This is a genomic window from Massilia eurypsychrophila, from assembly GCF_002760655.1.
Classification (GTDB): Bacteria; Pseudomonadota; Gammaproteobacteria; order Burkholderiales; family Burkholderiaceae_D; genus JAFCUW01.
Map to the genome: position 1 here is coordinate 1 of NZ_PDOC01000006.1, position 19,521 is coordinate 19,521.

Consider the following 19,521-nt stretch of genomic DNA (forward strand, 5'->3'; position numbering starts at 1 on the left):
CAATGGCTGGCCAGCACTTTGGAACGTCTCCCGACGTGCCCTAACAGTCAGATCGATTCTTTGCTGCCATTCCCGAACCTTAAGCAAAACTAAACCGCCCGGCAAGGTGGGGCCGCCGGACGCTTACGTCCTTCCCGTACTTTCCGTTCAAGGGCGGCGTCTTGAACCTGCTGTCATTGGAGGTCGTACCGGAAAAGTATCGGCCATTGCCCGTCTGCGCGAATGCTATCGCTTATGACCCAGCAGCGCAGGCTCCATTGTTTACTCGTGTTGTCAATGATATCTTTGAGAACGATGAGACCATGGTCCGCTTCATGTTCCAACTTTTTGGCCTGATGCTGCTCGGCCGCCCTGAGCAATATTTCTTTGTCTGGCTGGGACGTTCGGCGAGCAACGGCAAGTCACTCTTGGTGAAGGTAATGAAGAGTGTATTGGGACCGTACTTCACCTTCCTGCCAACGGCCGCGCTCATGGTGAAGTCACACACTTCAGACGGTGCGAACCCTGCCATAGCCCAACTGGCGGGGAAACGTCTTGCAGTGGTGTCGGAACCTACCGCCAAGCAGTCGCTGGATTCGAGTCTGATTAAGCAGCTTACAGGCGATGGTCATATAAACGTCCGCGACAACTATGGCGCGCCCAAGGACATGCCAGTTGAAGCTGTTATTTTGATGGTTGCCAACTACATGCCGGCCGCCATGGACGATGATAATGGACTCTGGCGCCGTGCTCTCGTCGTGCCGTTTAACCGTACTTTCACTCCAGAAGAGGATGACAAAAACCTAGCAGACAAACTCGAAAAGGAGAGAACCGGCATTCTGAACATGATGCTTGCGGGTGCGCACGACTATCTTCAGCATGGTCTGGTTGTGCCCGAAAAAGTGCGCGACTTTGTTACACAACAGCGTCACGAGGTCGACCCTTTCGAGGCCTTCTTCGCCGATTGTTTGATCGAATCGCCGGGTAGCGTCACCTTCCTGAAAGACATTTACGCTGCGTACATGCCTTGGTACAAGCAGAATACCCGCCTTCGCCGGATTACTAAGCCGGAGCTCAGCAAGCGCCTTCAGCGGCTGTTTCACAAGGGCGATCAAGGCCACCTTCCTATATTCGAGGGTGTGACCGTTATCGGGTCATAAACCGTAGGCGGCGCACACCAAAGCAGGCCAGTTTCGGCTGGTAACGAGTGCGCCGCGACGGCGAGAACGCCAATTTCAGTTGATACGTTTTGTATATCATTGAGTAAGGAGCTCAAGATGGCGAAGATTAACCGCTGGGGCGGAAGCCTAGGAGTCAGATTGCCGAAAGAAATCGCGAGTGCCGCAGGCCTGGTCTCGGGTTCGATTGTCACCGTCCGATTGCTGGATAGCGGCGACCTATTGGTTCGCCTTTTAAACAACCGAGTCGCCATCGCCCTTACAGATGCGACATCTGTGAAACGTCCAAGGGAGGTGACTAAATGGTAGTCTGCTTAGCTCGCGCTGTGATTAGCAGCCCTGCTTTAGCTAAGCCCAGGACAACATGCATTTGCTGGTTGTAAGCCTTGCCAGACGCATGCGTGATTAGCGCCCACAGCTCTCGCGGCTCCATTCCCACGTAGCTCGGGTTTTTTTCGAGAAGCGTCAAACAATCCCGAGCATGTCGAACATTTTCACTGTCTCGCACCGCACCTGTGGCCGCGACACCAGTCACAGCGCCGCTCGCGCATAAAGCAAGAAAAATTGTTTGCGGGCAACCTTTCGCCCGCATTGAGGGGCTGTTTGGAAACGCTTCAGCCGCTGCGTTTGCCCAGGCGTCGCGCGGCGCTGCGGAAAAATCATACCCGAGTTTGCGGGCAGCTAACACAGCTACATCAGCATAGGTTGCCATAGAATGCTCAAGTGAGTGGGGATAGAAAGCGAATAGGCCGCAAGGGCAAACGACGTCGCGCGTGGTCGGTCAACTTTTCGTAATGCTCAACCCAAAGATCGAAAAGCTTGTCGAGGTTGATGAGAGTGATACGACGCTTTTCCTGAGTTCGTGCCTCGAATTCCGCATCCTTCGTGAACCCCCCGGTGGAGACGAAGAGCCCAACATCATCATCACCCAGGACCGCCATAAATGATCGCAAGCCCTCCACCGAGACTGCTTGCTGCTGTCGCTTGACTTGTACCTTAATGCGTGGCGGCCGAGTGCCCAGAGGATCTGGCCAGGCGAGGATATCAACCCCTCCATCCTTACCCGGCGGCGAAACCCAACTTACGTGATACGACATCGCCCGTAGAAGATCAGCCACTAAGTCCTGAAATTCGTATGGATTCATCGCTCTTAGATAGGTGGATATTTCTGACCAAGCCTGTTCCTCAGCCTCATCAAAAGTAACACTTACCGCCTTAGCAGAAGTGTCCAACTCGTCAGATATTTCATCTGAAGGTTTTAAAACACCAATTACGGTTTCACTGGCGTCAGAGTTCGGTTGCGAAGCTTTCCACTCCGCGTACAACTTGACTGCCCTTCGATAAAATGCGTCAGGTTCGGGGAACTCGACCAAAGCTTGCCTTCCCTCTTCGGTAACCGACCAAGTCCCTTTTTCCTTTATTAGCCACCCGGCCTTTACACAGTCAACCGTCGCGAACCTGACGATTTTCTCAAACCGCCTTCCGCCTGATTCGTAGTTATCAGCCTCGTAAGGGGAAAGCGTCACTCTCGCGGCGAGCTGATGTAAAGCCTCTCGTGCAGGAAGCCCGGTTTGAGTCGACAACAATATGCTGAAAAGCTCTCGAAGGAATTCGCCAGTTCGCTTGCGGGTAATTTCGGCCACGGGAATCTCAATTCAAGTTAGTTTCGGCAATTCTACATTATGCGCTCAATGCTAAACAGATGGACAAGCCCGACCAAACGTTAAGGCCTGTGGCGTTGGACTGGCACGCCAGGCTCAAGACCTAAGTTTTAGCATGCTGACGAATGTCGGGCTACTGATCGACAAGTCACGTCAAAGCAATGTTGGGATCTTGCGCTGACTAGCTGGGCGTATATATCGGGAGAGGGATGTACTTCCGTTTTTATGTCCAGTCTGTCCAGCAATGAGGAAGGTAGGCACGCCTGCTTCCGCCGCTTCGGTGCAGAAGCCGGCGCGCAGACTATGGCCAGCGACCTGCTTAGCCGCCTCATCTCCAGACATTGTTCGCACCGCCGCCTTGATGATCAAAGCCACCGATTTTGGCACCAGCGCTTTGTAGCCGACGATCTGGTCGTGACGGCTTATTTGACGAAACAGCGGACCTTCAGTTATCCCACTTAAAGCCAGCCAATGCCGCAGGGCCTTAACCGGGCAACGTGCACCGCGTGCGAACGGGATAAACACTGCGCGACCCGCGCCCTCCTGGTCGGTCTTGGATCGCCGGATTTGTAGCTCTATTCCGTTTGGGTAAGCAATAATGTCCTCGACGCGCAAGGCAACTATTTCCGAACGGCGCAGAGCGGCGGCGAAGCCGCAAAGTATTACGGCGGAGTCCCTCGCACGACGCATGGGCTTGCTCTTGTCGATATGAACCATGAGCTCTAGTAGGTCATCTTTCACGAGGGCTTTAACGCGTCGCTGCTTTACAGTAAAGGTCCTCTTGATTCCAAGAAAAGTCAGCCTGACCATGCGATTCATGGTGGGGGACTCAAGCCCCAAATCGGTGTGCGCTCGGTGTATAGCGATCAGTCGATGTTGGAGTGTCGCGACGGCCAACACTCCCGCAAAGCTGGCCAAGTACTCGGCCACAAACTCTGGCGTTGCTGGCACACTGCCGCCGTGCTGGCGGAAGTGACGCATATCATCAGCGTACGAGCGCAGCGTGGCTTTTGATTGCGCTGCTGCGGCGTACTTGGCCGCGAGCACTGCCGAGCCACTATCGGTCGCTTTAAGCGGCCCTGTGGTGGGAGCATTTATCGGGAAAGGGACGACGAGTAGGTGCGTGCGTTTTGAAGTTTTCATGGCTGGCGTAGTGGCTCACAATATTGCATTAGGGGAATCTGACCGATTCAAAATGATGGCGACAAATGACTGTCGGTTGACGGTTTATCGGAGGTGGCTGGCATGCCTTGGGCAAACTGGACGGTGGCGCCGGGCGTAGATCGCTCCATCGAAAACAGGCGCCTTTTTTGATTTATCGGCTAGATCCACATTGCTTTTAATAAATTCCTGGTGCTATCATTGTCCGCATTGCACAATAAACAATAAGGTCGAAAATGCTAGCGCCAACGCCTGTCAAGGACCCAAACGAGTTTTCGGTCAGACTCGGAGCTTTTCTTTATGACGGTGACGTTGCTAATCTCGCGTCGTTACTTAGTGTGCAGCTGAATGAGGTTGAGCAGCTCGAAATCGATCCCAAGATGAACTTAGAGGGGATGATTTACGTCAAGAAAAAACCGCCCGAGGCCAAGCGCCCCCCGTGGGCGAAGTCTCTCGACTTCCTGCATGGGAAACCTGTTGAAGGACTGGAAACCTCTTCGTCATCGGCCGTTTTGGCGCTACGAATCGACGGAAAAATCGTAATCTTCTCGTTCGGATATGGTCGTTATTTACTTAATGAAGACAATTTGGTGCCCGACTTCGGGATAAAAACCGCACTTAACACTCTCAACCATGACTCACTAAGAACGGTTGATCTTTTTTCGCTGGAACAGGAACCCATTCAGCGGAAGAGCCAAGCGATTAAAGGCTCAAATATCAATATGTTTGGGGTTGATGTCAGCCGCGATGTGCTGAAAGCTGTTACGGGCGATCCAATTAAAGACATTCCGTGGGCGTCGATTTCTGGCGGGGGTGGGCAGTACAGTTTTACCGTGAAGATAAAGAAATATGAAGAGCTAACTGAAGTCGGGCGGAAGTTGATCGCGAAATATGATGTAACAGATTATCAGGCCCGTTTTTCGTGGGTCGATAATATTCAACGCATTAGGAATGGTAAGCTAATTGACGATCTGAATGCGCTATTACTTACCGAGTTCAATGCCGAGAATGTTGACAGTGTCAAGCTCTCTCTTCCTGGCGCCAGTGACTGGAGCAATATATTTGGCTTTACCTACACGAATGCGAAAACCCATTACAAACCAAGTCCGGAAATAGTAGATTATTACGCGGCAAATCCAGGCGCAGGGTTGACTCTCGATAAGTTAAGAACGCATCGCCTATTCTGCACCACCATGAATGGCGACGATTCGTCGTACTCAATATATGAATCCATCTATTTTGAATGTATTTACGACGGAAAGCTCCACATATTATTCTCTAAAGAATGGTTCACGATTGACCAGGATTATGTCACTAGAGTCGAGTTATCGCTGAATGAAGTTCCGCTGTCAGCCTTGAAATTTCCCAATGTTAAAACCGTACCTGTCGCCCTAGCCAGCAAACCAGCAAAAACGCTGAGTGGGTCTGCTATTAAGGTAGGAAAAGGCGCTAAAGCGGTAAAGTCGACTTCATTGGAAACCGAAGGGGATTATAACGCACGGATTGCGCTGGCTCTAAAAATGCACCTATTAGACAAAAAATTGGTACGGTCGAATGGTAGCGCATCACCCATTGAAGTTTGTGATTTATTGTCCGATAAGGGGCACTTCATTCATGTTAAACATAGAAAAGGTTACTCGGCCGGGTTAAGCCATCTCTTCGCTCAAGGGCGAGTTGCGGGCGAACTACTTTTATCGGATCAAAACTTTCGGGTTAACGCGCGGTTGCACCTTAAGGGCGCAGCGAAAAAGCTAATTCCGACGGCGAAATTGGTTCCTAGTGAATGCGAGATCGTATTCTTGGTACTCGGAGGAGATCCAACGACCGTACGACAAGATCTTCCATTCTTCAGTAAAGTTAATTTACTTGCGACTTACAGGAGCTTGTCCGACCGTCAATTTAAGGTCTCCATCGGCGGTACTGCAATCGATCCTTAATAGCTCTTTTCAAGATGGTGTTCCTCGCCCCCAGGACGGCGCCATCGTTTCCACTTAGTACTCGTCAGGCAGCAGTAGCGTTGTAGATGATCGGTCTGCTTCGGTGACAATCCAAAGACTCTCTCCACCAAGCAGGTAAGCGGACAGAATTCGACCGCCGTTTCCTATTGCGTATTTGTTGGCCAGGACATCCTCGGCACCGATAGAACCAAAGTCGGCGCGTTGATGTCTTGCTAGAATAATTGCCGCGTTCGTGCCTGTGCGATCCAACAGGTCGAGCGCCCCCGGCGTTGCTCCGACCATTCCGAGCGAAAATAGCGCGATGCCGCTGCCTGTGTAGCTGGGCCGATTTGTGGATGCGACTTTTGGTGAATTCATTTCCTACCTCGATCTCTAATTAGCGAAGCGATTCCCCACACGGTACAATGCACCGCCTAGAGCGGATCGTGTCACGTGCGTGGTAGTGATTGTGAATATGTTGTGGCGAGCTAAGGACGCGTCATTTTCGTCGTCGCGACGGGGTAATCCGCGCCTTTGCTAATACGACCGTAAACACGAAACGTCGCGGCAGTGGCATGGACTGGTGGCGAACGATATAAATTCCGCAGTTGGCAGGTGATTAATTAAACCGCCGTTGGCCGCCCAGTGCCGCGCGCTCGGGGTTACGCTCGCAAATCTGTTTGTTACGGTCGCCGAAGAAGTGGGCGAACCGCCCAGTCGCGCGAACCGGGCCTCACTCAACGAACCATAGCGTCGAAGCGCGGCTCGCTGATATCGACTATTTCTTTGTTGTCGCTGTCTTCATCGAATGCACTCCGATGTACCAAGCTGGCGCCAAAGAATCGAGCTCAGTCCTTACCTGTTCCGTCGCAGCAGTAGCAGACGGCAAAATTGCATATGTAACCATCTTTCCGTCGTGACTAGCTTTCGCGCGATGAAAAACGCAGGACTCACCAACTTCGTAGTCTTCCGAATAGCGAATAATCACAATGCTTAGGTCGGGCAGGTTTGCAATCTTGGTTACTTCCTTCCAGACCGTGAAGACGAGCCCGAAGCTAGCTCCTATGCCACTCAAAAGCTCTTCGGTGAGGAAGTGGTAGTACGGCCCTGTCTTTGGCAAGCCGAGGGCTTCAGCAGCCTTAAAAACGTCCGGCAAAGTCGTGCGCGCGACAATTGCTATAGCGCAGAATAGATCGGCATGCCTATCTCCTTTGGTGCTTACATGGCTATACGCGGGTTCAAAGCCCGCGGCTGTTGATTTGAGGGTTGTTGGGATTGCCGTCATGTTGTGCTCCTGATGAAATAAGGGAATACGCGCAGCGACGCCCACCGGTAGTAACGCCGGTAGCGAAGGATTTTCTTAGGAATTTACGGGAATGCGGTCGCAGCTAACTTGGGTTGACCACTTTAAGAGAGGCGTTACTGCGCGTTCGATCAAGCGGCGGCGGCTGGTCGCCATGGCACCGCTTGAAACCATATCATATCATAAATATTTATACATACACAATTAAATAACTTTGTGCGGGACAGACGAGGGAACCTGACGGACAGGTAGCCTGCGACAGCATCGGCAATCACCCTGCGCTTTGACGTCGGGAAAATTGGACCAACCGGCACGCACCGCGGGCCGGTGGCGACGGCACCAACCCCGTTCAACCGGCGGCCGGCCGGCGAGGCAACTATGGCCTCAACGGGGCTACTGTCGAGTACAATAGGTTGTCAGTAATACACAAACTTGAGGATGTAATGGCAACCAGACTGATCAGGTCAAAACCCACAGGGCACTCAGATCGAGCCGACGGATTGCTAATAGCTGGGGAGCGAGTTCGCTACTCTGTAAGTCTGGTAACTCAAGGGAATCATCGATTTTATACATTGACGATGCCAACTGAAGTGCTTGCCAAATGTTGTTTCGCAACCAATCGTGAAGAGGATCCCATTGCAGGATTCCAACGCGTGCTTGACGAAAAACGAGCCCAGGAAATCGCTGACTACATGGATATGGGGTTTGGTACGATTCCGAGCTCAATCATCTTGTCAGCCCAACCCGATGCGCGACTCGAAGATGTTGGCAAAGGCAAGACGCTGGAGTTTACTTTTAATCCGCACGCCTTCCTCATTATTGACGGGCAACACCGCGTGTTCGGCTTCTCAAAGGCGAGCACCAAACTACGAGTTCCTGTCGTTATCTATAATGACCTCAGCAAGCAGCAAGAATCGAAGCTCTTTATTGATATCAATACCAAACAACGTCCTGTCCCGAACGAGCTGCTTTTAGATATCAAGAAATTAGCCGACGACGAGTCCGATCAACTAATCATTCTGCGTGAACTCTTTGACGAGTTTAACTCCGATTTGGAGAGCCCACTTCTTGGGCTGCTGAGCCCTGCATCGAAAGTTAATGGCAAACTTACTCGCGTAACCTTCAACGCTGCAGTAAAGCCAATTCTGTCGACATTTGCAAGTTCAAATATGTCCGTTGTTTATCCGGCTCTCCGCAACTACCTGCGGGCCTTCAATCGCGGCATGATTGGTCTTGGCGTCGGAAACACTCTGGTCAACGCGACCGTATTCCGTTCGATTTTTGAGATCTTTCCGGAAGTTGCACAACGCGCGATGGACCGATATGGTCCAGGATTCAAAGACGAAGCGTTCGATGACGTATTGTCGCCTCTATACGCGCGAACAAAGGCGGCCACGTTCACGAGACCGCCAAAGTCGCACAAAGAACTCGCCGGCGAACTACTCAAAACCCTGCGCTCAGGCTTCGTTATTGGATAGCCATGCCAAGTGAAGTTGCCAAACAAGCTTTCGCCGATGGACTTCGCCACCAATGGGTCAACGGAATTAATGGTGTTCAGGTGCCGGCCTTTCGCTCTATCGAGGACTGGCTAGTTAGAGGCGCATACGTGTGGAAAACCGCCACTGCCGCGAAGATTTCTCTCACGGTGCCGCTCGGTCGTGGCGCGTTAACGGACGCAATTGCCAGTGAAGTTTCGAGACTCAGTTGTGCGTCTTACGAATCACTGTTGGATGCATCTCCTCCGGCGGCGCGCAACAGAGCCTTGGGATGGCAACTAATTCGCCATTACTACGCAGCGTTTTTCGCTGCGCACGCACTGCTCCGAGTCGGAGGCATTTCTCTAAATTTCTTTTCTGGGGATATAGCGGCAACGCTGAATAAACTTGGGGGCCAGTACCTTGGCGTATCGCCGGGTATTACCAGAGGGCTGTACTGTTTTCGACGTGGGATTTCTGATCCTACTGACGTAACATTGGAACGCCTATCGGCAGGTGGCGGTACCCACGAGGATATGTGGTCGATTTTGAACGCTTTCCTTAAAGACGTGGAAGTTTCGATAATCTCAAATTTGGGGCAGAACCCAGCGACACTGGCTGCCGTTGACGTCTCGACGAAGTTGCGAGCCCAGTTGTGTAATCAGGGCCGGAACAATGGCGCATGGCCTTCTTTGATGCGCAACTCCATCAATTATAAGCACGATTTTGGGGTATGGTATCCCTACGGAAGCGCGAAGGCACTTAAGGCAACTACTTCGATCCTGCCAAGATGGCATCCAGCTGACGTTCGCGGCTTCGATTTTTCGTCGAACCCCGACGAACTCGTCTCGCTAGGCGAAGTATGCAATGTTCTGTCGCACATGCTTACCGCAACGCTGAAAGATATTTCCAATCGATCACCTACGGCGCGCTCTTGCTTCGTCGACCAAGGCCCGTTCAAACTTCTGAAGTCCAACCAAATCGGTTTGACGTGAATGTACTTGGGTTTTCAATGCCTGAACTCGCTGGCATCCTGGGGCCTTGACAGGAGGGCCAAGAGCACGATTTGGGTGAAACCCATGGAAATAAGATACGAGGAAGTACGATGAGTTGGCGAAAACCATCAAGCCGTATATCATATTGCGTTACGGATATTATCCCTCCGAATGACACGATAAAAGGAAAGCCGGTACACCGATGGCAAGTAATGCAACACTCAGCGCGCGAAACGGTGCGGCCCTCGACGAATGGTACACCCAGCTCCCGGACATCGAGGCCGAGCTGCGCCATTACCGAGCCCAGTTCAAGGGAAAGGTCGTGTTCTGCAACTGCGACGACCCTTATGAGTCCGCATTCTTCAAGTATTTCGCAATGAACTTCAACCATCTTGGTTTGAAGCGGCTCATCACGACTTGTTACGCGGGCTCGCCGATCAGTGGAGAACAGCTGCCTCTACTAGAGACCGCGGGGCTTCGGAACATCCCGACGCCCAGGGAGCCATACAAAGTTGTCATCAGCGAAGTGCCCGACTTGAACGATGACGGCGCGATTGATCTGGCAGATGTCGAGTACCTCCTACGCCATAACGCTAACGTGATGACACCGCTGACGGGTGGCGGCGACTTCCGCAGCACCGAGTGTGTGGCGCTACTCGACGAAGCCGACATCGTGGTGACCAACCCACCATTCAGCCTTTTCCGTGAGTATATAAACCTGCTTATCGACCACGGCAAGCAGTTCCTTGTTTTAGGCGACCAAAACGGATCAAAGTATTCGTCAATCTTTCCGCACATTGTGGCCAACAGACTCTGGTTTGGCTACAACAATGGCGGGATCAAATGGTTCCGGGTGCCAAATGACTATGAGATCAAGACCGAGTCGCGCAAGAAGGTCGTCGATGGCGTCAAATATCAGAGCATGGGTAGGATCTACTGGTACACCAACCTCGAGACCACTAGGCGCCACGAGAACATGACGTTATTCAAGCGCTACACGCCGGAAGAGTACCCCATGTACACCAATTATTCGGCCATCGAGGTGCAAAAAGTAGCTGAGATACCAATGGATTATGACGGGAACATGGGAGTGCCAATCACGTTCCTGGATAAGTACAACCCCGAGCAGTTCCAAATCGTCGGCATTAGCACTCAGCTCGCCGAGCCCATGTCGCGCTATGCGGTTAAGGAAGATTACATGAGCAAGAACGGCAAAGTGGTCGGAGGAACTGGCAAACTCTTCCTTCCCGCAGCCAATGGCAAGCATGAGGGCGTCTACGAGCGCATCATTATCAAGCGGATCGGGGCGGCATCATGAGGATAGAGCTGATTAGAGTCACGGTCCGCCAGGTCGCGGAAAACTACCTCGACAACGATGAGGACGGAGTAATCGGCTACGACGGCAAGCTGAACATCCGTCCGAAATACCAGCGCGAGTTCGTTTACGATGCCAAACAGCGAGACGCCGTCGTCGAGACTATCCGCAAAGGGTTCCCACTTAATGTCATGTACTGGGCAGTCAACGAGGACGGCACGTACGAGGTCCTCGACGGCCAGCAGCGCACGATCAGCTTCTGCCAGTATGCCGCAGGCCATTTCTCAATAAATATTGATGGCCACCCGATGGCGATGCATAACTTGACGCATCCCGAGAAGGAAAAAATCCTCAACTACGAGCTCATGGTCTACGCTTGCGAGGGCAACGATCAGGACAAACTCGACTGGTTCAAGACAATCAATATTGCCGGTGCCGAGTTGACCGCGCAAGAGCTGCGGAATGCAGTTTACGCTGGCCCATGGTTGACTCACGCCAAGTCTATCTTTAGCAAAACAAACGGTGCCGCCTATGGGCTGTCGAGCAAGTACGTTTCCGGCGCCCCCATTCGGCAGGAGTTGTTGGAGAAGGCTCTCTATTGGAAGTCCGACGGCGAGATCGAGCACTACATGTCAGTCCACCAACATGACCAAAACGCAAACGAGTTGTGGAATTACTTCCAAAACGTCGTTTGGTGGGTGCAGCAAACCTTCACGACTTACCGTAAGGAGATGAAGGGCGTCGAGTGGGGGCCCCTGTACGACCGCTTTAATGACCGGCAATTTAATACGGATGAATTGGAGATGCGCACGTCTGAGCTGATGCAAGACCCCGATGTGACTAAGCATAAGGGCATCTATACCTACCTGCTCATCGGTGACGAGCGATACCTTAGCATCCGCCAATTTGACCCGCGTGAGAGGCGCGCAGCCTATGAGCGCCAGAATCACAAATGCGCCTTTGGCACCCGCTGCCACACCCCCGGCAATAACACCGGCCAGCATGTCTTTGAGATCGACGAGATGCAAGGCGACCACATTACTCCATGGTCTAAGGGCGGCAAAACCATCGCTGAGAACTGCCAAATGCTTTGTATCCCGTGCAACCGAGACAAAAGCGGCCTTTAAAAAGCAGACGAGGAAATTTCACCGACCAAGAGAATTCCAGCCAAGTGTCATGACTTACGGTGGCTCGACACCTCGACGCCTCAATTAAAAAAACGGGCTGTCAAACAAATGACAGCCCGTTTTGTATTTTTGGTCGGAGTACAAGGATTCGAACCTTGGACCCCCTGGTCCCAAACCAGGTGCGCTACCGGACTGCGCCACACTCCGAGGACACGAATCATAGTTCCCATGTGTACTAAGGTCAAGGGCTTAGCCAAAGAAATCTGGAATTCTGAGCAAATTTAGCGAGCTATTGCTATTAAAACAATCTCCCATCCAGAAGCGGACTATGCGGGTGTGCCATTGCTTCACCGTACGTCGCAGCTAGATTTATTCAAGCGCGACATCCCGGCTAACAGAAGGTTTCAGACAGGCCGTGCTGCTGGCGCAAAGCGCGCGGCGCCCGTCCGGCGCGGATCGTTGGCCGTACCTCAACCTGACATCGGCGGCAGAGCAAGCCCAGGGGGAAACGCTTGATTGGTAACTGACGGAAGCCTCATTGCATTAGATCGCGCGCACGTAATATCTTGCCTGATGAGGAAACAAGGCAACATTTGCGAGGACCTAACAGCTCTGGGGCATAACTAACCATCCCTAAGTTGATGCTGGCGGAGTCGGTAAAATTACCAGCATGATCGATTTAACGTGAACTGAGGCGAGCCGATTCGATACCGGTTCGCTAAATGCTAGACAAGCCACTTAAACGGCCAGACACGCCGTGCAAACAGTTGAGTTGGTAGTCGCATAGCCAAACGGTAACTGAACGCGGCCTAGCGCGGGGATTCGTGAAAGTTGCCATTTTTATAATCGAGGCACTTCAAGATTGAGAACTGTGGCTCGCGGACCGGGGACTATCTGCGCGGATAGGAATGAATCTCAAGAGCGGGTGCTCCGTTCGACAAATCATGCCTCTCGCGCTCGTGGCAAGATCGGAGTACGCCAAGGTAACAAATTTGGCGTGTCAGGAGGGAGATGGGCAGCCAAGCGTGGAGGCATCAGGAGCTGCACGATAGCTCTTTACGTGGAGGAATTGCTTGCGAAAGGATAAAGGCTGGGCGCAACAACTCTATCGGTGCTTGTTGCGTCAACCATCTCAATCAAACACATTTGATTGTTGGCTTGTGTGTCGGACAAATGCTACAATAACAAATTTCGTTAAATATCAACGAGTTACCGGCACAAAATGGCGGAAGCGGTGAGATTCGAACTCACGAACAGTGTAACCCGTCGCCAGTTTTCAAGACTGGTGCCTTCAACCGCTCGGCCACGCTTCCTGCAGACCCGCATTATACATAAATCATCCCCCCGCCGATAGCGATGCAAGCCGCCCTCGCCTATCAGACCAGCAGCCAGTTCTCCCGCAACGCCGTCTCGAACGCGTCGGCCGGCAGCGGCCGCGAGAACAAGTATCCCTGCACCTCATCGCAGCCCGATGCGCGCAGAAACTCGAGCTGCTCCACCGTCTCCACGCCCTCCGCGATCACCTTGTGCTTGAGCTGCTGCCCGATGCTGATGATGGTCGTCGCAATCGCGCAGCCGCTGGCGTCGCCCGGCAGCCCGGTGGTGAACGATCGGTCGATCTTCAGCGTATGGATCGGGAACCGCTTCAGGTACGACAAGCTCGAATATCCGGTGCCGAAATCGTCCAGCGACAACGTCACGCCCAGCGCGTTAATCTGGCCCATGATGTCGATCACGCGCTCGATGTCGTGCATCAGCGCGCTTTCGGTGATCTCCAGTTCCAGCCAGCACGGGTCCAACCCGTAGCGCGCCAGCGTCGCCGCCAGCCGGCCCGGCAAGGTCGCGGTAAATTCGCGCGCCGATACATTGATCGCGATGCGCAGCGGCGGCACGCCGGCGCGCTGCCAGATGGCCGCCTGCGCACAGGCCGCTTCCAGCACCCACTCGCCCACTTGCACGATCAGCCCTGTCGTTTCGGCCAGCGGGATGAAATCGGCCGGCGGCACAATGCCGCGTTCGGGATGCAGCCAGCGCACCAGCGCTTCGGCGCCGACGATGCGCCCGCCCTCAATCTGGAATTTCGGCTGGTAGTGCAGCAGCAATTCGCCGTTGCCGAGCGCGTGCCGCAGGCCCGATTCGATGCGCATGCGCTCGTGCATGCCCTGGTTCATGTCGAGGCTGTAGAACGCCACGCTGTCGTCCAGGCTGTCGTGGCTCTGCTTGGCGCGCGCCATCGCGATGTCGGCCAGGCGCAGCAAGGTTTCGGCGTCGCCGCCGTCTTGCGGATAGACACTGATGCCGATGCTCGCGCCCACCAGCAGGTCGTGGCCTTCGATCAGGAACGGCTCAAGCAGCGACGCCTGCAGCTTCTGCGCCACCGTCGTCGCCTCGAAGTGCTGGCGGATGTCGAACAGGCCGACGACGAATTCGTCGCCGGACAGGCGCGCGACGATGTCTTCTTCGCGCAGCGTCGCGCGGAAACGCAGCGATACCTGGCGCAGCAGTTCGTCGCCGATGCGCCGTCCCAGCGTGTCGTTGATCCACTTGAAGCGGTTCAGGTCGATGAACAGCACGCAGCCGGTCGTCGAGTTGCGCTGCGCGGCCATCAGCGCCTGGTCGATCAGCTTGGTCAGCAGCGTGCGGTTCGGCAGGCTGGTCAGCGCGTCGTAATAGGCCAGGTGATGCAGCCGCTCTTCGGCCTGCTTGCGCTCGGTGATGTCGCTGAGGTAGGCGATCAGGCCGACCGCCTGCTCGTCGCCGTTGCGCAGCGGCGTCAGCGTCATGCTGGCCCAGAATACTTCGCCCGATTTCTTGCGGCGGCGCACTTCCATCATGCTTCCGTGCGCATCGGCAAAGCCGGCGTCGTGACCGGCCTCTTCGTCGACATATAAAAACAGGATGTGGTTGCCGATCGCCTCGATGTCGCTGTAGCCGAACAATCGCTCGGCGCCTTTGTTCCAGCTGGTGATGTAGCCCATCGGGTCGAGCGTGAGGACCGATTCCTGGATCTGGTCGAGAATCTGCAACTGATGCGCGAGCTGCGCCTCCACCTGCACGTAGGCATGCGTGGAGCGCTGCGCCAGCGAATGCACCTGCAAGAGGCCGGCGGTCAGCTTGGCCAGGCTGGCCAGCAGATGGCGGTCGTCGTCGCTGAAGCTGCTGCGGCCAAACACGGTGTAGAGGCCGAAGTAATTGTCGTCGCTGGAAACTTCCTGGCGCAATTGTCCGACGTCGGCCGGCAATGCTTCGCCCTCGGCGATGCCGACGCTATTGGCCGGCGCAAACACGCCGTACGGGCTGGCCAACAGGCAACGCGCAATGCGGCCGAGTTCTTCGTGCAGAACCTTGCCGCGCAACCTCAGCACCGCGTCGCACAAGGCGCCGCTGCTGGCGATGAAGTCGGAGGCGGGGTGCACGAGCATCTATAAGTTCCGGCTGACCTGGATCGCCCAGTGATGGGCGTGCAGCTGGCTGGCCCACCACTGCAGCGGCGTCACGTTCGCTTCGCGCAGCATGTCTGGCGATGGCGCATCGGTTTCGACCAGCCGCAGCATCCGGCCGAGCGCACCGCTGCGTTCGGTCAGCGCGGCGGCGGCGCCGGGCGCCAGGTTCAGCGCGCCGACGATGTCGTCCATCGGCATTCCCAGCAGCACATCAAGCAACGAGAAAACGCCGACGACGAATGCCAGGTCTTGCTCGTCGCGGTCGCCGCCGCGCTGCTTGCACAGCGACTCCATCTGGGCGGCGCGCAACGCGGCAACCGGCAGCAGCGGATTGGCGAGGCCGTCTTCACGCTGTCGCGCGTACAGCAACAGTTGCAGCCAGCGCTGCAGCTGGCGCCGGCCGAGCAGTCCGATGGCCTGGCCGAAGCTGGTGATCGGCATACTGAGGGCGAACGCGGCGGAATTGACCAGCTTGAGCAGCTGGAAGCACAGCGCCGGATCTTGCTTGAGCAACGTTTCGAGGGCGCGCGTGTCGGCGTCCGCCGCCAGCAGGCCGAGCAGGCTGAGCAAGCGCTTGCGCGAGCTGCCGTCGTCCGGCGTGCCCGATGCTGCCGGGTGGATCGCATAGCTGCCGCTGAACCACGAGAAGCCTGCCCGCTCGCATTGTTCGCGCTGGGCGGCGGTGTTCACGGCGCGCGCCAGGTGCGGACCGAACAGGGCCGACAGCGTGCCAGGCGAGAACATGCGGTCGGTGCAGTCGAGCGAAACGGCGCGCAGCATCGGCGGCGGCGCAAAGCCGGCCGGCAAGGCGCCGTCGATCAGGATGCGGTAGCCTTCATCGTGCAGCGCGCTGATGCGGCCTGGCGCGCCTTCGTCGGACAGCGCATCGGCGTCGATGGCGAAGACCACGCGGCTCGGCGGCATCAGGTCGAGCAGCGCGGCGGTCAGGATAAAGGGGTTGGCGACAACAACGACACAGTCGAGCGGCGCGACGGCAGACAGCAGGTCGGGACTTGCGAACACGGCGTGCCACGCAGCGCTGACATCGGCCGGCCCAGCCACGCCGGCGCCATCGACGCGCAAAGTCACCGCCACCCACTGGTTGCCCGTGTTGGCCGCGGCGCGCATGTCAACCAACGGTATTTGTGGAAACTCCGGAGCGGCCATCTTTCGTCTTTACACGATGAAATAGCATTAATACTAGTTCAGCAATTAAGTAATAGCAATGATTTACTTGCCCGGCGGACACAAAACGTAATTCTTTTGCACCCGGCGCGTGAATTCAATTCGACCTTGCCCGGTCTAACTCCAAAGGTGGTGGTCAACCATTGGAGGAATCAACGATGAAACGTCTACAGAGCCAGCTCGGCTGGGCCGCGCTGGCGCTCTTTGGCGCGGCTTCGCTCGCCTACGTCGCCCTCCAGCGGGGCGAGTCGATCAACGCGGTGTGGATTGTGGCCGCGGCCGTCAGCGTGTACCTGATCGCGTACCGCTTCTACAGCTTGTTCATTGCCGGCCGCGTCATGCAGCTCGACCCCGCGCGCCAGACGCCCGCCTACAAATTCAACGATGGCCTCGATTACGTGCCGACCAACCGCTACGTGCTGTTCGGCCACCATTTCGCCGCGATCGCCGGCGCCGGGCCGCTGGTGGGGCCGGTGCTGGCCGCGCAGATGGGCTACCTGCCGGGCATGCTGTGGATCCTCGCCGGCGTGGTGCTGGCCGGCGCGGTGCAGGACTTCATGGTGCTGTTCATCTCGATGCGCCGCGATGGCCGCTCGCTTGGCGACCTGATCAAATCCGAACTGGGCGAAGTGGCCGGCATCATCGCGCTGCTGGGCACCTTCATGATCATGGTGATCATCCTGGCGGTGCTGGCGCTCATCGTCGTCAAGGCGCTGACCGGTTCGCCCTGGGGCAGCTTCACGGTGATGGCCACCATCCCGATCGCGCTGTTCATGGGCGTCTATTCGCGCTTCATCCGCGTCGGGCGCATCGGCGAAGTGTCGATCATCGGCTTCGTGCTGCTGATGCTGGCCATCATCGGCGGCCAGTGGGTGCAAGACTCGCCAACCTGGGGCCCGATGTTTAACTTCACCGGCGAGCAGCTGACCTTCATGCTGATCGGCTACGGTTTTGTGGCCGCGGTGATTCCCGTGTGGCTGCTGCTGGCGCCGCGCGACTACCTGTCGACCTTTCTCAAGATCGGCACCATCGTCGGCCTGGCGATCGGCATCGTCATCGTCGCGCCGAACCTGCAGATGCCGGCCGTCACCCGCTTCATCGACGGCTCCGGCCCGGTGTGGGCCGGCAGCCTGTTCCCGTTCCTGTTCATCACCATTGCCTGCGGCGCGGTGTCCGGCTTTCACGCCCTCATTTCGTCGGGCACCACGCCGAAGATGATCGAGAACGAAACCCACGCCCGCTTCATCGGCTACGGCGGCATGCTGATGGAGTCGTTCGTCGCCATCATGGCGCTGGTGGCCGCCTCGGTGATCGACCCCGGCATCTATTTCGCCATGAACAGCCCGACCGCGGTGCTGGGCACGACGGTGGAGTCGGCCGCCGCCGCGGTCAACAAGATGGGCTTCGTCATTACGCCGGAGATGCTGTCGCAGACGGCGGTCGACGTGGGCGAGCACAGCATCGTCTCGCGCGCCGGCGGCGCCCCTACCCTGGCGGTCGGCATGGCGCAGATCCTCGCCGGCGTCATCGGCGGCAAAGCGATGATGGCCTTCTGGTACCACTTCGCGATCCTGTTCGAGGCGCTGTTCATCCTCACCGCGGTGGACGCCGGCACGCGCGCGGGCCGCTTCATGCTGCAAGACCTGATGGGCGTGGTGTCGCCCAAGCTCAAGCGCACCGAGTCGCTGCCGGCCAACCTGATCGCCACGTCGCTGTGCGTGGCGGCATGGGGATATTTCCTGTACCAGGGCGTGGTCGACCCGCTGGGCGGCATCAACACCTTGTGGCCGCTGTTCGGCATCGCCAACCAGATGCTGGCCGGCATCGCGCTGATCCTGGCGACCTGCGTGCTGTTCAAGATGAAGCGCGGCCAGTACGCGTGGGTGACGATCGTCCCGACCATCTGGCTGCTGCTGTGCACCTTGACGGCCGGCTGGCATAAGATCTTCCATCCGGACATCAAGATTGGCTTCGTCTCGCACGCCAACATGTTCCAGACGGCGATCGACCAGGGTGTGATTCTGGCGCCGGCCAAGACGATGGCGCAGATGCGGCAGATCGTGTTCAACGACTACCTGGACGCCGGGCTGGCCGCGTTCTTCATGTTCGTCGTCGTGGCGGTGCTGATCGCCGGCGTGCGCACGATCATGAAAGCGCGCGGGCAAAGCGCGCCGACGTCGAAGGAAACGCCGTTCACGCCGATGCCGCAGGTGCCGTGATGCTCGACGAACTGGCGAAGGCGGGCCGCTATCTGGGGCAGAGCATGCGCCTGATGGTTGGCCTGCCGGAGTACGACACCTACGTGGCGCACATGGAGAACACGCATCCGGGCGAGCCGATGATGAGCTACGACGAGTTCTTCCGCGAACGCCAGGCCGCGCGCTACGGCGGCGCCGGCAAAGGCGGCGGCTGCTGCTGAATGGCCGCTCTGCACGCGAGTGACGGGCGTGGATCGACGCCAACCTCATCGCGTCGCTTGCACCGATAAAAGTAGCGCCGTCATTCCCGCGCAGGCGGGAATCCATACTGAGCAAGCACCGGTGCGCCATCAAGCTCAGCATGGATCCCCGCCTTCGCGGGGAAGACGTTCATTTTGGTATCGCAAATCGGTGATCGCGGATTCTGCAAGCGCCAACACCGCATGAGCCATCGCGCCACGCCGGGCATTCTCCGATGCACCCTTCCCGTTTTCCTACCACGTATTTCCGCAGAAAAACCTATCTGTTTCCACTGGGACTGGTCTCATTTGCGACACGTCAAGG

Annotated in this window: 16 protein-coding genes and 2 tRNA genes; 9 read left to right on the plus strand and 9 right to left on the minus strand. The window is 56.2% G+C overall.

Translation table 11 applies throughout. The features are described 5' to 3' along the window. Window positions 1-161 precede the first annotated feature (161 nt). Both CR105_RS11760 and CR105_RS29475 read left to right on the plus strand, forming a co-directional pair. Complete coding sequence (locus CR105_RS11760) at window positions 162-1,139, plus strand: DNA primase family protein (RefSeq protein WP_099788654.1); 978 nt, start codon at window positions 162-164, stop codon at window positions 1,137-1,139. Window positions 1,140-1,256: 117 nt separating this feature from the next. Further along, a complete protein-coding gene (locus CR105_RS29475; protein WP_099788655.1) occupies window positions 1,257-1,466 on the plus strand; it encodes an AbrB/MazE/SpoVT family DNA-binding domain-containing protein in 210 nt (69 codons plus the stop codon). On the opposite strand, the gene CR105_RS27775 is transcribed toward CR105_RS29475, so the two are convergent. The 3 genes from CR105_RS27775 to CR105_RS11775 all read right to left on the minus strand — a co-directional run bounded on the left by CR105_RS27775 (window position 1,456) and on the right by CR105_RS11775 (window position 3,961). Then, window positions 1,456-1,869 (minus strand): DUF6979 family protein, encoded by a 414-nt coding sequence (locus CR105_RS27775; protein WP_131021820.1) that lies wholly within the window; start codon window positions 1,867-1,869, stop codon window positions 1,456-1,458. The genes CR105_RS29475 and CR105_RS27775 overlap by 11 nt on opposite strands. A gap of 7 nt (window positions 1,870-1,876) precedes the next feature. Further along, complete coding sequence (locus CR105_RS11770) at window positions 1,877-2,800, minus strand: restriction endonuclease (RefSeq protein ID WP_099788656.1); 924 nt, start codon at window positions 2,798-2,800, stop codon at window positions 1,877-1,879. A 171-nt stretch (window positions 2,801-2,971) separates the two neighbouring features. Then, window positions 2,972-3,961 (minus strand): site-specific integrase, encoded by a 990-nt coding sequence (locus tag CR105_RS11775; RefSeq protein WP_229413902.1) that lies wholly within the window; start codon window positions 3,959-3,961, stop codon window positions 2,972-2,974. A 254-nt stretch (window positions 3,962-4,215) separates the two neighbouring features. Here CR105_RS11775 and CR105_RS11780 point away from each other — a divergent pair, with 254 nt between their 5' ends. Continuing rightward, entirely contained in the window at window positions 4,216-5,916 is a 1,701-nt protein-coding gene (locus tag CR105_RS11780) for a DUF6119 family protein (protein ID WP_099788658.1), read from the plus strand. Between the two features lie 54 nt (window positions 5,917-5,970). Here CR105_RS11780 and CR105_RS11785 read toward each other — a convergent pair whose 3' ends face one another. Both CR105_RS11785 and CR105_RS11790 read right to left on the minus strand, forming a co-directional pair. Then, window positions 5,971-6,294: a hypothetical protein gene (locus CR105_RS11785; protein WP_099788659.1), complete on the minus strand. Its 324-nt coding sequence runs from the start codon at window positions 6,292-6,294 to the stop codon at window positions 5,971-5,973. Between the two features lie 400 nt (window positions 6,295-6,694). Then, entirely contained in the window at window positions 6,695-7,201 is a 507-nt protein-coding gene (locus tag CR105_RS11790) for a hypothetical protein (RefSeq protein ID WP_099788660.1), read from the minus strand. Window positions 7,202-7,662: 461 nt separating this feature from the next. On the opposite strand from CR105_RS11790, the gene CR105_RS11795 reads away from it, so the two are divergent. The 4 genes from CR105_RS11795 to CR105_RS11805 all read left to right on the plus strand — a co-directional run bounded on the left by CR105_RS11795 (window position 7,663) and on the right by CR105_RS11805 (window position 12,131). After that, window positions 7,663-8,697, plus strand: coding sequence for a DGQHR domain-containing protein (locus CR105_RS11795; RefSeq protein ID WP_099788661.1), 1,035 nt, complete (start codon window positions 7,663-7,665; stop codon window positions 8,695-8,697). A 2-nt stretch (window positions 8,698-8,699) separates the two neighbouring features. Then, window positions 8,700-9,689, plus strand: coding sequence for a hypothetical protein (locus CR105_RS27780; RefSeq protein ID WP_131021821.1), 990 nt, complete (start codon window positions 8,700-8,702; stop codon window positions 9,687-9,689). Between the two features lie 202 nt (window positions 9,690-9,891). Then, a complete protein-coding gene (locus CR105_RS11800) occupies window positions 9,892-11,007 on the plus strand; it encodes an adenine-specific methyltransferase EcoRI family protein (RefSeq protein WP_099788662.1) in 1,116 nt (371 codons plus the stop codon). Beyond that, on the plus strand, window positions 11,004-12,131 hold the full coding sequence (locus CR105_RS11805; RefSeq protein WP_099788663.1) for an HNH endonuclease family protein: 1,128 nt from the start codon (window positions 11,004-11,006) through the stop codon (window positions 12,129-12,131). The genes CR105_RS11800 and CR105_RS11805 overlap by 4 nt, the downstream gene beginning before the upstream one ends. Before the next feature lie 130 nt (window positions 12,132-12,261). On the opposite strand, the gene CR105_RS11810 is transcribed toward CR105_RS11805, so the two are convergent. From CR105_RS11810 to CR105_RS11825, 4 genes are all read right to left on the minus strand, one after another. Then, window positions 12,262-12,338: transfer RNA gene (locus CR105_RS11810), tRNA-Pro, on the minus strand. 1,016 nt (window positions 12,339-13,354) lie between these two features. Continuing rightward, window positions 13,355-13,444, minus strand: a tRNA-Ser gene (locus tag CR105_RS11815). Between the two features lie 63 nt (window positions 13,445-13,507). After that, on the minus strand, window positions 13,508-15,553 hold the full coding sequence (locus CR105_RS11820) for a putative bifunctional diguanylate cyclase/phosphodiesterase (protein ID WP_099788664.1): 2,046 nt from the start codon (window positions 15,551-15,553) through the stop codon (window positions 13,508-13,510). Further along, window positions 15,554-16,702 (minus strand): EAL and HDOD domain-containing protein, encoded by a 1,149-nt coding sequence (locus CR105_RS11825; RefSeq protein ID WP_229413918.1) that lies wholly within the window; start codon window positions 16,700-16,702, stop codon window positions 15,554-15,556. Between the two features lie 215 nt (window positions 16,703-16,917). On the opposite strand from CR105_RS11825, the gene CR105_RS11830 reads away from it, so the two are divergent. Together CR105_RS11830 and CR105_RS11835 are read left to right on the plus strand one after the other, a co-directional pair. Next, a complete protein-coding gene (locus CR105_RS11830) occupies window positions 16,918-18,978 on the plus strand; it encodes a carbon starvation CstA family protein (RefSeq protein WP_099788666.1) in 2,061 nt (686 codons plus the stop codon). Continuing rightward, window positions 18,978-19,178: a YbdD/YjiX family protein gene (locus CR105_RS11835; protein ID WP_099788667.1), complete on the plus strand. Its 201-nt coding sequence runs from the start codon at window positions 18,978-18,980 to the stop codon at window positions 19,176-19,178. The genes CR105_RS11830 and CR105_RS11835 overlap by 1 nt, the downstream gene beginning before the upstream one ends. The last annotated feature ends 343 nt before the right edge of the window (window positions 19,179-19,521 follow it).